12 protein-coding genes are annotated in these 13948 nt (G+C 39.0%); 5 read left to right on the forward strand and 7 right to left on the reverse strand.

Annotation, left to right across the window (positions count from 1 at the left end; genetic code table 11):
- Window positions 1-22 precede the first annotated feature (22 nt).
- Complete coding sequence (locus AC1M9J_RS04050; protein ID WP_481595815.1) at window positions 23-1024, reverse strand: hypothetical protein; 1002 nt, start codon at window positions 1022-1024, stop codon at window positions 23-25.
- Window positions 1025-1041: 17 nt separating this feature from the next.
- Complete coding sequence (locus tag AC1M9J_RS04055; RefSeq protein ID WP_481595816.1) at window positions 1042-2052, reverse strand: alpha/beta fold hydrolase; 1011 nt, start codon at window positions 2050-2052, stop codon at window positions 1042-1044.
- A 319-nt stretch (window positions 2053-2371) separates the two neighbouring features.
- On the opposite strand from AC1M9J_RS04055, the gene AC1M9J_RS04060 reads away from it, so the two are divergent.
- A complete protein-coding gene (locus tag AC1M9J_RS04060; protein ID WP_035266649.1) occupies window positions 2372-2986 on the forward strand; it encodes a carbonic anhydrase in 615 nt (204 codons plus the stop codon).
- Window positions 2987-3062: 76 nt separating this feature from the next.
- Here the strand turns inward: AC1M9J_RS04060 and AC1M9J_RS04065 are convergent, their stop codons facing one another.
- Window positions 3063-3707: an arylesterase gene (locus tag AC1M9J_RS04065; RefSeq protein WP_481597298.1), complete on the reverse strand. Its 645-nt coding sequence runs from the start codon at window positions 3705-3707 to the stop codon at window positions 3063-3065.
- Between the two features lie 41 nt (window positions 3708-3748).
- Here AC1M9J_RS04065 and AC1M9J_RS04070 point away from each other — a divergent pair, with 41 nt between their 5' ends.
- Both AC1M9J_RS04070 and AC1M9J_RS04075 read left to right on the forward strand, forming a co-directional pair.
- The gene (locus AC1M9J_RS04070) at window positions 3749-4462 is read left to right on the forward strand and encodes an ABC transporter ATP-binding protein (protein ID WP_481597329.1); all 714 of its coding nucleotides are present in this window, start codon (window positions 3749-3751) and stop codon (window positions 4460-4462) included.
- The gene (locus AC1M9J_RS04075; protein ID WP_481595818.1) at window positions 4459-6945 is read left to right on the forward strand and encodes an ABC transporter permease; all 2487 of its coding nucleotides are present in this window, start codon (window positions 4459-4461) and stop codon (window positions 6943-6945) included. The genes AC1M9J_RS04070 and AC1M9J_RS04075 overlap by 4 nt, the downstream gene beginning before the upstream one ends.
- A gap of 31 nt (window positions 6946-6976) precedes the next feature.
- On the opposite strand, the gene AC1M9J_RS04080 is transcribed toward AC1M9J_RS04075, so the two are convergent.
- Complete coding sequence (locus AC1M9J_RS04080) at window positions 6977-7789, reverse strand: rhomboid family intramembrane serine protease (protein ID WP_481588885.1); 813 nt, start codon at window positions 7787-7789, stop codon at window positions 6977-6979.
- 76 nt (window positions 7790-7865) lie between these two features.
- On the opposite strand from AC1M9J_RS04080, the gene mtgA reads away from it, so the two are divergent.
- Together mtgA and ppk1 are read left to right on the forward strand one after the other, a co-directional pair.
- Window positions 7866-8540 (forward strand): monofunctional biosynthetic peptidoglycan transglycosylase, encoded by a 675-nt coding sequence (gene mtgA, locus AC1M9J_RS04085; RefSeq protein WP_035266660.1) that lies wholly within the window; start codon window positions 7866-7868, stop codon window positions 8538-8540.
- 124 nt (window positions 8541-8664) lie between these two features.
- Window positions 8665-10743, forward strand: coding sequence for a polyphosphate kinase 1 (ppk1, locus tag AC1M9J_RS04090; RefSeq protein WP_035266707.1), 2079 nt, complete (start codon window positions 8665-8667; stop codon window positions 10741-10743).
- A 51-nt stretch (window positions 10744-10794) separates the two neighbouring features.
- Here the strand turns inward: ppk1 and oxyR are convergent, their stop codons facing one another.
- From oxyR to AC1M9J_RS04105, 3 genes are all read right to left on the reverse strand, one after another.
- Window positions 10795-11700 (reverse strand): LysR family transcriptional regulator OxyR, encoded by a 906-nt coding sequence (oxyR, locus tag AC1M9J_RS04095; protein ID WP_035266662.1) that lies wholly within the window; start codon window positions 11698-11700, stop codon window positions 10795-10797.
- Between the two features lie 16 nt (window positions 11701-11716).
- Entirely contained in the window at window positions 11717-12652 is a 936-nt protein-coding gene (locus tag AC1M9J_RS04100) for an alpha/beta fold hydrolase (protein ID WP_092766881.1), read from the reverse strand.
- 61 nt (window positions 12653-12713) lie between these two features.
- Window positions 12714-13892 (reverse strand): NAD(P)/FAD-dependent oxidoreductase, encoded by a 1179-nt coding sequence (locus tag AC1M9J_RS04105; protein WP_481595820.1) that lies wholly within the window; start codon window positions 13890-13892, stop codon window positions 12714-12716.
- Window positions 13893-13948: the final 56 nt, after the last annotated feature.

Here is a 13948-nt window from a genome sequence, read left to right on the forward strand (position 1 = left end):
GCTCTAAGGAGCGGTTTTCTAATTAAGATGTGAGAATACTTAGTGCTGGTTCAGAATAGTAGAATTTTTCAAGATATACACGTGCACGTTGTTTAAGGTGTTCACTAGAAATCATATGCTTAATTACGGGGCAGAGTAGAGCACTTAATTCATTTTGAACAAGGCTTTCGTTGATATTGATATCTTGCATGATCAGATCAAAAGAGCGGTCTTGATTATGGCAATACCACGTGTAAATACCATCGTGTACTTGTTGCTTTAGATATTCAGTTTGACGGAGGTTGTCCCAAATATCATGTCCCATTGCCACAGTATTTGGTAGATCATTGATCTCAACATAGTTTTTAACAGCAGAGAGTGGGACTTGCTTTATTTTGTGCCAAAGATTGGCTTGAAAGTGGTATAGCTTATTATCATCAAAGTGTTGGTTAATCACTTGTTCGCTAATTTGACTGATCTTGATAATATTTTTTTGAAGATAATGTTTGACCGTATCATCAAGATTTGAATCAGTGACACTTTCAAGAACTGATTTCCCCATTTTCATAAAGCGGCCGACACCGGGTACTTTTTTATTCATCACTGAATTATCAATATAATCCTGAATAGAATGATGGATTAACTCGGTGAGCATACTCGAAAATGCGGGATTGTTCACAATACGTTTAATTAGAGCTTGGCGGTGAGCACTTTTAGATGAAATATAAAGTGCAATTCGATCAATGGTGTGAACCGAGATAATATCTTCGATTTGAGTCGTTTCATTAAGCGGGTGAACCAACGCAAATCGAATATGCTCCGCAATCTGTTGAATGAGAGAATCAGTTGTAGGTGTATTTAGAATTTGTTTTTGAAGCAGTGCATTAATCGCCTCGAAAGACCAAATTTGCCTTAAAGGTTGTTTTCGAAACCATTGATAAAAATATAAAAATTCATTTTCAATGGTGTCATCTTGAGAAAATTCATGATCAAGAAATGCCAAATGTGCCTCAATCAACTGTTCGATTTTAGGATTTTTTTCCATGAAAATTCTCAATATCCTTAATTTGACGATGACGTTTTAACGGTATTCATCTTATTTAAAAAACTTAAGTAATGTTGCGCCACAAGATCAGGAGTTTCTACGATAGGTGTATGACCAATTTGATCTAATAGAATAGGGGGATGTGCTTTTTTTAAGGCGGTCCCTAATTCATGTGCAACTTCAACATTGACTATCTGATCTTGTTTTCCCCACAAAATCAATGTTTCAACCTCAATATTTTTTAACAATTGAGCAAATGATTCAACGGTGTACTGTTGATTGAGTTTTACAAGCTGATGAATCAGCTCAGATGTATCCGCCGCGCGTTGAATAAGTGCTTGCTCTTGTTGTTTCTTGATTAAACTGGGTACGAAGGGAGCTTTATGCATGACTCTCCTAGAAACATAATTCAAGTCACCAGGTTGTGAGATTAAAAGCTGCTTTAAATAAATTGGGTTATTGAGGAAAAATGTTTTGTTGCTTCTGAATAATCCACCGGCACTGATCAGAAATAAACTTTTCATTTCTTGAGGATATTTAGCAGCATACATCAGTCCGATTGATCCACCGACAGAGTGACCCGCTAGATTAAGCTGGTTTTCAATGCGTAATGCTTCTGCAAAACGACGTAACTGTTCAGTCAGATGAGGAAGTGATAAGTCAAATCCCTTCGGTGTTAGCGTTTGTCCACTTCCAGGCAAGTCAACGATAATGACGCGATATTGCTGTGTGAGATTCCGAGCGACATGATTCCAACTGTCTCGGTTCATGCCTATACCATGAATTAACAGTAAGGCAGGTCGATCAGCAGGACCACCTTCGCTATAAGACCACACAACATCACCGACGCGAATTGTTTTATTGGATAGTCCTGCCCAAGCACGTTCTTCATTTAAAACTTTTTGATAGTCGATGAATTCAACAGTATTTGCTCGGGTAGATGAGATGCCGAGGCTGAGCATTAACGTGAGTAAAATGCAAAATAAATGTTGATGCTTTAATGTGGGTAAAGGAAGATGAACAAACATGCAGGTGAAATCCCTTAAAACAGGGCGACATTATAATCAAGTGACTTTTATAAAGTAGTAGTTAAAAGTAAAAAATAAATCCTATTTTTGTGATAATTGGTTCTCGATTTAAATAAGTTTTACTTCATAAACATAAATTTAAGCGCTGAATCAGCTGCTAAAGTGTTTAGTAAGGAATGATCATAATCATCAGATTTGAAGAAATTGAAGATATTTTTAGCAATTAACAAAAATTGTAACAGAGTTTAAATTTTGTCAGTGACAATCAAAAAGCACAGTATTAAAATTACCTCAAACCTTGATAAACCATGGATACAAGATGCTAACTGCACAAGAAGCTTTAGAACGTTTAAAAATTGGTAATCAACGTTTTGTTGAAGGTCAAACCAAGCATCAACGATTATTGACGCATCATGAGCGCGCTCAGATGGCTGAAACTCAAGAGCCATTTGCGATTGTATTAGGATGTTCTGATTCACGTGTTCCAGCTGAAATGGTTTTTGATCAGGGCTTAGGTGATTTATTTGTTATTCGTGTAGCAGGCAATATCGTAGCTCCATCTCAAGTTGGAAGTGTGGAGTTTGCAGCCGAAAGTTTTAATTGTCCTTTAGTGATTGTATTGGGTCATACACATTGCGGCGCAATCGACTCAACGATTGAAGCATTACGTAATCCTCAACAACCGCCATCTGTTAATTTGATGTCTATTGTCAATCGCGTACGTCCATCAGTCGAAATTTTAATGCAAACTGAGTTAAAAGATGATTTGAAAAAGCTTTCAGTACACGCGGTTCGCTCAAATGTTTTTGCTTCAGTTAACCAGTTGCGCCATGGTTCTGCGGTGTTGGAAAACTTGATTGCACAAGGTAAATTAAAAGTTGTAGGTGCAGAATACTCACTTGAAACAGGTGAAGTTACATTCTTTGACTTCTAATATCAGCATTTTAAAAAAGCCAGCTTAAGCTGGCTTTTTTATTGATTGGGATTTATGGATCTATATGTCTATAACTTTATAGAGCGCCTTTAATATAAGAATATGCATTATTTAAGAGTTTAGGTTGAGCTTGTTCATTAGGATGAATCAGATCTTTTTGCATGAGTTTATTATTTCCAGCAACACCTTCTAGAAAAAAAGGGAGCAACTTCACATTAAATTGCTGGCTCACAACTTTATAATTATTTTCAAAGGCTTTGCTATACGCTGAGCCATAGTTTGGAGGAATCTTCATGCCAAATATGAGTACTTTGGCATTAGATTTTTGGCTCAATTGAACTAATCGAGTTAGGTTTTGTTGAATCATTTTTGGAGGTTGACCTCGTAAACCGTCATTACCTCCCAATTCAATTACGACAATATCTGGTTTGTGTGTTTGTAGCAATTTGGGCAAACGTGCTAATGCACCACTGCTTGTTTCACCACTGACACTTGCATTGACCACTCGATGTTGTTTCGGATACTGTTGATCAAGACGTTTTTGCAAAAGATTGACCCAACCTTTCTCGGTGGGTACGCCGTAACCAGCACTTAAACTATCACCAAGAATAAGGATAGTTTTTGCAAAGCTATTGATCGGTAAAAGAAACAGACAACTGCAGATAAATAAAAAGGCAGTTTTTCTCAACGTAACAATATTTAAACTTTGACTGATTTGCATAAAGGCTTTCTATGGTTCGTAATGACTCAACTTCTTCAATCATGCCACAAGCGTTAATTTCTGCACAGCAATTGACACAAACGATACAGATCCAACAAAAAAAGTTGACGATTTTTGAGAAACTAAATCTACAAATTTATCCTGGCGAGCAAGTCGCAATCACAGGCAGATCGGGTTCTGGAAAATCTACACTCTTGGGAATTCTGGCGACATTAGATCAGCCAAGTTCAGGAACATTGTCGATTAATGGTATAGCAGTTGAGCAATTAAGCGAAGAGCAACGCGCTCAAATTAGACTTGAAAATATTGGTTTTGTATTTCAATCCTTTCAGCTTTTACCTTCTTTATCTGCGCTTGAAAATGTCATGTTACCGCTGAGAATTCAAAAGAATTTTGATTATGCCAAAGCAGAACAACAAGCCCTTTATTGGTTGAACAAAGTGGGTTTAGATCGTCAAAGTACTCAAACACCTAAAGTACTGTCTGGGGGAGAACAACAACGCGTAGCAATTGCACGCGCTTTAATTGCTGAGCCCAAAATTGTATTTGCGGATGAACCAACGGGAAATTTAGATGGGACGACAGCCCAGGAGATTGAACAGCTTTTATTTGATTTGAATCGGGAGCTGGGCACTACATTGGTTTTAGTCACCCATGATCAAAAGCTAGCACAAAAATGTGAGACGCATTATGAATTGATCGATGGTCAATTAGAAAAAGTGCAAGGCGCTTCAGCTTCTGGAGCGCGTGTATGAGTGCGCTATTCAAACCTTTGTTGAAGCAAAGTTTTGCTAGCACAGGGATTTATTTGCTCATTTTTGCATTGAGTCTCGCGATTAGTGCGACAACCGCTTTAAAGTTCAGTAATGATCAGATTCAACAAGCTGTTTCATTGCAGGCTGCTAAGCTTCAAGCTGCTGATCTAGTGTTGAGTGATCAATATCCGCTCAATGAAAAATTTAAACAGAAGGCGAACCAACTCAATCTACAACAGTCCCAAGTGACGGTTTTTGGTTCAATGGCACATACTGATGAACAATTTGTCATGGTGAATGTCAAAGCGATTGAGTCCAATTTTCCGCTACGTGGTGAACTCATTATTCAACCTGATCAGACTGCTATTCGGTCAGAAGAGGTATGGCTGAGTCAACGTGCTTTAGATTTATTAAATGTCAAAATAGGGGAGAGGGTTCAAATCGCAGATGCGAGTTTTACAGTCACAGGAGTCATTGAAAAGGATTCTAACCAAGAACTCGGATTTTCAGCCTTTTCACCTACAGTGATCATTTCACAATCTGATGTTGCGGCAACCAATGCGATTCAGCCTGGAAGTCGTATCGAATATCGTCTGCTTATGTCTGGTGAGCCGAATAGACTTAATGAGTTTACGGCTTATTTTGATCAGCTCTATCCTAAAAAAATGATTGAACCAAATGCAGATGATCAGCAAGCAATGGAAACCCAAAGCTCAATTCGCTTGAGAACTGCGGATGAGGCGAATACCCGCTTGATGCGTCCAATTGAAAATCTAGATACTTTTTTACAGCTTGCAAACATTCTTACAATTTTACTGTGCGGTATTGCAATTGCGTTGACCAGTCAACGGTACGTTCAACAAAATCAAGATCATGTTGCTTTAATGAGATGTATGGGGGCTGCAAAGTTCCAAATTCTTAAGAACTATATTGCATTGCTTATGATTGCCGTCGCAATTGCGATGTTCATCGGTACTGGGTTAGGGATTGGTCTAGGCTATATTTTATTGCAGTTTATGTTGCAACTAATTCCGCATTTAGACATCCAATTTAGCTTGTTTGATTTGGTTTTGGGGCCTTTGCCGATTGCAATATTTACCAGTGTCATTGTGATGTTTGGATTTATTGTCCCAAGTTTGATGCAGCTCTTAAATACGCCTCCAATTCGTGTTATCCGTGAGGATGTTAAATCTACGCGTTCTCTCTTGACCTTATTGGGAGCGGGAGCTGTAAGTCTTATTTTATTTTGTATTTTGCTAACTCAAAATATACAGCTCTCATTGCTAGTTATCGGTACGATCCTCGCATTGTGTGCAAGTATGTTCAGCATAGTTTGGTTGCTATTAAAGATGATCAAATCTTTGAAAAATAGATGGTCAGCCTATGTACGTGTACCTAATCAAACAGCACTTCAAATTACTGCACTTGCATTAGGTCTGAGCCTGATTACAGTTCTTGTAGTATTAAGGACGGATCTATTAGATCGTTGGCAGCAACAGTTACCTGAAGGTACGCCAAATCAATTTATTTATGGTCTTCCTCCATTTGAAGTTGAGCAATTTAAAGCTCAGATCGAAAAAGAAGGTTGGCCAAGTACACCCTTGTATCCGAATATCCGCGGACGCCTAATTAAACATAATGGTCAGCCATTTTCAGAATCATTAAGAGCGCAAAATAACTCACTCAGACGAGAGTTGAATTTGACTCAAGCTCAAGGCTATCCAGAAGATAATGTCATTGTCAGTGGGCAGCCACAATTGCAGCAGGTAGGAGATGTTTCTGTTGAAGCAAATCTTGCTGAAGAGTTAGGGATAAAAGTGGGTGATCAACTCAGCTTTAGCTTGCCAGAAGGTGAACTTCAAGCCAAAGTTGTAAATTTAAGAACAGTCGAGTGGGAAAGCTTCAGTCCAAATTTTTTCTTCATTTTTGCACCGAATACGATGGATGAAAATGCTGGAAGTTATTTAGGAAGTTTTTTTGTACCTCAAGATGAAAAATCCAAGTTGGTCAATCTGATTCAGCAGTTCTCAAATACTGTATTTATCGATGTTTCCTTAATTTTAGAGGAAATTAAAAACTTAGTATCTGTTCTGGTTCAGATTATTACCATTCTTGCGCTTCTCGTCAGTGTTTCAGGTTTTTTGGTGTTGATTGCTTGCATTAATTTATTGATGGATGAGCGAAAGCGAGAAGTCGCGATTTTAAGATCATTTGGCAGCTCAAAATCCAATTTGAAAAATATGCTGAGTTTAGAAATTGGGTTTATCGGCTTTATGGCTGGCTTAGTATCGTGTTTTTTTGCTGAGGTCATCAGTGCGATCGCCAGTTATAAAATGGATCTCGCAATACAACCGCATTGGGAAATCTGGGTGATTCTACCTATGAGCATGATGATCTTATGTGCGCTGATTGGTCGTTATCGTTTAAGCTACTTAACTGAGATTCCTCCATTAAAAAGCTTGCGCGAACTCAATCAATCATAAAATTTATGAGGTCTAAAAAATGCAATTGGAATTAATACGCCAATTGCATTTTCATTTGTTGCAACATTTCAGCCCAAATGGGTTGTATTCCGCTCACTAAGCCTAAGTTATATTGATACATGAGCCAACATAAGAAGATGCCTAGAGGAAGTACCACGATGGTAGTGGTGAAGCCTAGTCTAAATCGTTGACCGATGTACCAACATAAAGCCATGACTGCACCCATCAACATTCCACCAATATGCGCTGCATTATTTATTCCAGGGATCATGAATCCCATACCAATATTTAATGCCAAGATGATCAGCAGCGATTTACGATCAAAGAGAAATTGTTGTTGTGGTAAAGGGGGAAAAAGAGATAAGAGCGTTAAAGCACCACCTAAACCCATAACGGCACCTGATGCACCTGCGGATACACGTGGAAATAAATCATGGTTGACATGCTCCAATAACTCGTAACTATTCCGAATATCAATCAGTCCACTGATCAAGCTTCCCATAATGCCTGCTAATAGATACAAGCCTAAAAAATAAACGTGTCCAAGTGTTTTCTCAGCGACATTGCCAAAGATATACAATGCCCACATATTGAGCATTAAATGAATAAGACCAAAATGAAAAAATGTACTGCTGAAGATTCGGAGGGGTTCCTCTAAATAAGTCAGCGGTGCATAATCAGCACCCCAGCGCAAAGCATCTATTGTTGCTGGGTTTGATATATCCACCCCGCTAAAGATTTGCCAGATAAAAAGTCCAACATTCAGTGTAATGATTAAAAACGTAATCTGACTTAAGGGTAGACGTGATTGGCTTTGAAATTGGGGTGGTTGCATTTCAGTCATGTCATTGTATTCTGTGATAATGATATGGATTAAGGTCAAGCATGTACTACGCTAACAAAAGGAGCAACACACTGACATGAAAGCATTTATTGTTCGAACTTTATTGGTCATTGTCAGTATCATCCTTGTAATTCAACTATGGATTTTTTCAAGTCTTGCATGGTGGAGAACCAATGCTGTTGATACAACGATGCTCATGCGTTGGACATATTGGACCGACAGTTCGAAGCCTATTCAGCATCAATGGCGTGATTATGAGAATATCAGTGATCATCTGAAACGTGCGATTATTGCAGCTGAAGATGCTAAATTTATGCAACATCATGGCTTTGATTTTGACGGCATAAAACATGCTTTGGAAAGAAATAAAGAAAAAGAACAAGTGGTTGCGGGTGGATCTACCATTTCCCAACAATTATCCAAAAATCTATTTTTATTTAATAAGCGTTCTTTTTTACGTAAAGGACAAGAGGCTGTCGCTACTGTCATGATGGAGCGTATGTGGTCAAAACAACGCATTCTTGAGGTATACATGAACTCAATTGAATTTGGAGATCATATTTTTGGTGTGGAAGCTGCAGCACGTCATTATTTTGGAAAATCGGCAAGCAGTCTAACACGTGAGCAAGCCGCATTTTTGGCAGCGATCTTGCCGAATCCGCGTTATTATCAACACCACCGTCAAGATCGTAAACTCAAAAATAAACAGCGAATTATTTTGCGTTACATGAATGCTTCAAGAATTCCGTGAGATGTAATTGTCTAAAAAACTTTCGTGAGATCAAAAATGCACAGTGATCATGTGCATTTTTTATGAAATTGTCATAAATTTGAAGCATACTTAAGACAGATCTTTAGCATGCAGGTTTTGTGGTATGAATACCGCGATGACAAATACTCCAACTGAATATACTTATAATGAACGATATATCAATCGTGAACTTTCAATTTTAGATTTTCATCTTCGTGTTTTAGAACAAGCGGTTGATCCATTGCATCCATTGCTTGAGCGAATGAATTTCTTATTGATTTTTTCAAGAAATATGGACGAATTCTTTGAAATTCGTGTTGCGGGTGTTATGGAGCAATTGGAGCTCGGTAATGAAAGCCGTAGTCCAGATGGGTTAACACCAAAGCAAGTTCTTGAGAAAATTTCACAGACTGCGCATGCTGCAATAGAGCGTCAATATCGTATTTTGAATGATGAAATTTTTCCAAAATTACGTGAAGAAGATATCTGCTTCTTACGTCGTGGAGAGTTGACACCTGCTCAATCCCAATGGATTAAAAAATATTTTCAGGAACAAGTTGCGCCAGTACTTACTCCAATTAGTTTAGATCCAGCACATCCATTCCCGCGTTTAGTCAACAAATCACTCAACTTTATCGTCACGCTAGAAGGCAAAGATGCTTTCGGACGACAGATTGATTTAGCTGTTGTTCCTGCGCCACGTTCTTTACCACGTGTGGTTCGTTTACCTGACGAGTTAACTGATGGTAAAGAACACCACGTGATGCTGTCAGCGATTATTCATGAGCATGTCTCTGATTTATTCCCAGGAATGACTGCGACAGGTTGCTATCAATTCCGTGTGACGCGAAATGCAGATTTAGCCCTTAATGAAGATGTCGAAGATTTGGCAAAAGCTTTAAAAGGGGAGTTAAACTCTCGTCGATTCGGACGTGCTGTCCGTTTAGAAGTGACAGAAAATTGTCCAAAACATATTTATGATTATCTTCTCAACGAATTCGACTTACATGAAGAACAATTATATAAAGTTGATGGACCTGTGAACTTGGCACGTTTAGTGTCTAATTTTAAACGTCCGCATTTGAGATATGACTCCCATACGCCGGTCATTCCTAAAGTATTAAAAAAGTCTGAAAATGTTTTTTCTGCAATGAAGAAACAAGACATCCTTTTACATCATCCATTCGAATCATTTGCCCCAGTTATTAATTTATTACGTGAGGCAGCACGAGATCCACAAGTTTTAGCGATTAAGCAAACATTATATCGAAGTGGGCCTGATTCTGAGATTGTTCAAGTTTTGGCTGAAGCTGCACGCAATGGTAAAGAAGTCACAGCTGTCATTGAACTTCGAGCGCGATTCGATGAAGAGTCAAATATTGCGGTAGCAAATGTTTTGCAAGAGGCTGGTGCTGTGGTGGTTTATGGCATCGTAGGCTATAAAACACATGCAAAAATGATTCTCGTTGTGCGCCGTGAAAATAATAAATTGGTTCGTTATGTGCACTTAGGTACAGGGAATTACCATGCAACCAATGCCCGTATCTATACCGATTACGGATTGATGACAACGGACAAAGAGCTTTGTGAAGATGTGCATCGTATATTCCAAGAGTTGACTGGAATGGGCAAAATGGCAAAATTGAAGAAATTACTTCATGCACCATTTACGTTACATACGCAGTTAATTAGTTATATTGATGAAGAGATTGCTCACGCTAAAGCGGGTAAGCCAGCTCAGATTATTGTGAAAGTGAATGCGCTGACTGAAGTGCAACTGATTAATAAACTTTATGAAGCATCACAAGCTGGTGTGCAGATTGATTTAATCATACGTTCAATTTGTTGTTTAAGACCAGGTTTGCCAGGGCTTTCTGAGAATATCCGTGTGCGCTCTATCGTTGGACGATTCTTAGAGCACACACGTGTGTATTATTTTGGAAATGCAGGGCAACCACGACTGTATTGTTCAAGCGCAGACTGGATGGATCGTAATTTATTTAATCGTGTTGAAGTTTGTTTCCCTGTTGAGGATCCAACTTTGAGAAAGCACATTTATCAACATGGTTTATTGAATTATATGAAAGATAATCAACAAGCTTGGTTGTTAAATGGTGATGGAACTTGGTCACGTGCGCAATGCGATGAAGGTGAGACTCCTCATAATGCGCAACATAAATTGCTTGAACTCTTTAAATCTTAAATGATTTTTATAAAAAAAGGAGCCAAATGGCTCCTTTTTTGTGATGACTTATTAGCAAATATCAGCAGTAATGCGCTGTAGAATTTGTAAAAGGACATCAAATTCGCTTTGCAATGGCGTACTTTTACGCGTCACTAATGACAGAATGCGTGAAGGGGCATTCTCAATTGGTCGGATCACCAATTGATCATTATTTTTCAGCATATGTGTATTTACCGCAATCTGAGGTAGTAATGTAAAGCCCAGATTAGAACTCACCATTTCAACCAAGGTTGGTAATGAGCTCGCTTTAAGGCGATGATCATTCTTGCGTTCACCGATAGGGCATACACTTAAAGTATGGTCTCTTAAGCAATGACCTTCTTCAAGCAACATGAGGTGTGTCAAATCAAGGTCTTCTAGAGATTTAGCTTGCGCCGTTTTGTGGTCAGCTTTGTTTGCAACTAAGTACAAACTCTCTTTCGCAACTTCAGCGACTTTTAAGCCACGTGTGTCGAATGGGAGCGCTAACATGATCATGTCTAAATTGCCATGTTCTAGCTTTTCAACCAAATGTTCACTCTGTGCTTCATGAAGATGTAGTTGAATTTTAGGCAGCTCTTTATGAACTTCTTCTAACAATTGCGACAAAATAAACGGTGCAATCGTTGGAATAATTCCTAAATGAAGATCACCAGTAAGTGGTTCGCTCATCTCACGGCTCAGTCGCATGAGATCTTGAGCATCAGCAAGAAGGACACGTGCTCGTGCAACCACTTGCTCACCGAGAGGGGTTAAACGTACATTTTGGCGATCACGTTCAACGAGAACGCCACCCAATAAACGCTCGAGCTCCATAATCCCGCCAGAAAGCGTAGACTGAGTAACGAATGAGCGACGTGCTGCTTCTGTAAAATGCAACGTCTCAGACAGAGTCACGAGATATGACAGCTGTCTTAGGGATGGTAATGCAGCCATAGTGTCCTAGTGTTTATCATTTAAAATGTTTTGCAAACAAACCACTCAGTTGTGGGATGAAATGCGCAGGAATATCATGCCCCATTCCTTCGATTAATTCAAACTTTGCGCCTGATATTGCTTTTGATACTGCCTTGCCGTGGCTAAAAGGGAGTAGACGATCCTTTGAGCCATGTACAACCAGTGTTGGCTTTTGAATTTGCTTATCGATAGAAACTAATGAGCCTGTACATAATATTGCTAAAAACTGTTGAAGTACACCCGCTGGATGATAACTACGCTTATATAATTTACGCGCGTTTTGAATAACTTCCAATTGATTGACGTAACCAGGTGAACCAATCGTCTGAATGACTTTAATACTATGATTTACAATACCATCTTCATCATTCGATGCAGGGCGACCAATAAGACTAAATAATTGTTTTGGAAATGGTGGCGGAAGAAATGGCTGATTATTACTGGTAAATAATAATCCTAGTTTATCCACTTTTTCTGGATATTTTGCTGCCAATATCTGAGCGATCATTCCCCCCATTGATGCACCAATAATATGCGCTTTTTCAAGACCTAATCGTTCAATTAGTAACGCTACATCTTCAGCCATATCATATAAATTGTAAGGAGAGCCTTGATTTCCTAGACCAAAAGCAAATCGACCCATAAGTTTAAATGTATTGAGGCGAGGTCCCTTGTGCTTAATTTTTGTTGAGAGGCCAATATCTCGGTTATCGAAACGAATGACTCTGAAACCTTGGTCTATTAAAGATTTGCAAAAAAAATCTGGCCAAAAAAGCATCTGCGCACCCAGTCCCATGATGAGAATAATCGTAGGATGTTCAGCCTTGCCTCCAACTTCAATATGAAGGTCGATCCCATTGCCTAGACTCACTTTACTTTCTTGCATGAATGGAGCATAAGGTGAAACTTGATATTCTAGTGCGTTATTCATTTTTATTGTGTCCAAACTAAAAGGGTACTTTCATTTGAAAATACCCTAAATCTTTGAATAATTAAACGGCAGCTGGAATTAAATCTGGGACCAGTTTGGTCAATGTTAAACGTTGCTTCGCTGCTGTTGGTCCAAGTAGCACAAATCCACGAAGCGTTGATTCTTGGTCAAGTGCTTTAGCAATCATTCCGTCATCGAGTTCTTCAGTTTCCCAAGTTGCCTCTACACCTTGAGGTACAGGTAATACAGTCAGTGGTGCAGCAGGAGTTTTCACTGCGACTGGCATCGCTGGATAATGAACTTGTGTATTTTCACCAGACAATGTTTTAGCTAAAGCACGTGCTTGTTGCATAATTGGCATGACATACGGAAGCAGTAAACCATTCACTTCTGCACAATCACCTAATGCATAAATCTCGGTTTTATTGGTTTCCATTAAAGTGTTAGTCACAATTCCACGGCTGGTATGGATTCCTGCTTCTTGTGCAACTGATGTATTGGGTTGGAGGCCAACAGCGGAAAGAACAACGTCAGCTGTAAAGCTCTGTCCATTTGTAAGCGTTACGGTATAGCTTTCGTCTGAGTTTTTACTTACACGATCTACGGTGGTGCTTAATGCAAACTGAATACCTGTTTCTTCAAGATTTTGCTGGAAAGCATGTGCGACGTGTTCTGGTAGAAGACGACCTAAAGGTTGTGGAGCAAGATCAATCACAGTCGCTTGATGACCTGTGTTCTGTAAATCGTTGGCAAATTCACACCCAATGAGGCCTGCACCTAAAATGACAACACGCTTGTCTTGTTTAAGGTCGAGCTTAGAGCGAAATTCACGATAATCAATCAGTGAGTTAACTACATGAATATCATCAGCGCCATCACCTGAAATGGCTAAACGAATAGGGTTCGCACCTACAGCTAATATTAACTTGCTGTATATAAGGTTTTCAGCTTGTCCATCTTTTGTGTAGGTCAATTGATGTTGATCTGCAGAAATTGAAGTTACAGTCGCATGATGAATAATTTGCATATTCAATTGCGCAGACATTTTCTCAGCATCACCTAAGGCAATTTGTTCTGGCGCTTTTTTACCAACAAGTGCATTAGATAAAGTTGGTTTTGCATAGTTCACCGCATCATCTGAGCAAATCATAACAAGTGCTTGTTCAGCATTCAGTTTGCGAAACTCTCGCGCTAATGTGTAACCTGCCATGCCAGAGCCAACAATGATGATCGGTTGCATAGTACTCTCCAATACTGATAATTTTTTTAATAAATAAGAAAAAAGACCATATCAAA

Source organism: Acinetobacter sp. ANC_7588, from assembly GCF_056783995.1.

What these genes read in the sequence shown, in the direction of transcription:
- ppk1 (WP_035266707.1), top strand. Translation starts at nt 8,665, where the DNA reads ATGAATACCGCGATGACAAATACTCCAACTGAATATACTTATAATGAA.
- AC1M9J_RS04105 (WP_481595820.1), bottom strand. Translation starts at nt 13,892, where the DNA reads ATGCAACCGATCATCATTGTTGGCTCTGGCATGGCAGGTTACACATTA.
- AC1M9J_RS04065 (WP_481597298.1), bottom strand. Translation starts at nt 3,707, where the DNA reads ATGCAAATCAGTCAAAGTTTAAATATTGTTACGTTGAGAAAAACTGCC.
- AC1M9J_RS04080 (WP_481588885.1), bottom strand. Translation starts at nt 7,789, where the DNA reads ATGACTGAAATGCAACCACCCCAATTTCAAAGCCAATCACGTCTACCC.
- AC1M9J_RS04100 (WP_092766881.1), bottom strand. Translation starts at nt 12,652, where the DNA reads ATGAATAACGCACTAGAATATCAAGTTTCACCTTATGCTCCATTCATG.
- AC1M9J_RS04055 (WP_481595816.1), bottom strand. Translation starts at nt 2,052, where the DNA reads ATGTTTGTTCATCTTCCTTTACCCACATTAAAGCATCAACATTTATTT.
- AC1M9J_RS04060 (WP_035266649.1), top strand. Translation starts at nt 2,372, where the DNA reads ATGCTAACTGCACAAGAAGCTTTAGAACGTTTAAAAATTGGTAATCAA.
- mtgA (WP_035266660.1), top strand. Translation starts at nt 7,866, where the DNA reads ATGAAAGCATTTATTGTTCGAACTTTATTGGTCATTGTCAGTATCATC.
- AC1M9J_RS04070 (WP_481597329.1), top strand. Translation starts at nt 3,749, where the DNA reads ATGCCACAAGCGTTAATTTCTGCACAGCAATTGACACAAACGATACAG.
- oxyR (WP_035266662.1), bottom strand. Translation starts at nt 11,700, where the DNA reads ATGGCTGCATTACCATCCCTAAGACAGCTGTCATATCTCGTGACTCTG.
- AC1M9J_RS04075 (WP_481595818.1), top strand. Translation starts at nt 4,459, where the DNA reads ATGAGTGCGCTATTCAAACCTTTGTTGAAGCAAAGTTTTGCTAGCACA.
- AC1M9J_RS04050 (WP_481595815.1), bottom strand. Translation starts at nt 1,024, where the DNA reads ATGGAAAAAAATCCTAAAATCGAACAGTTGATTGAGGCACATTTGGCA.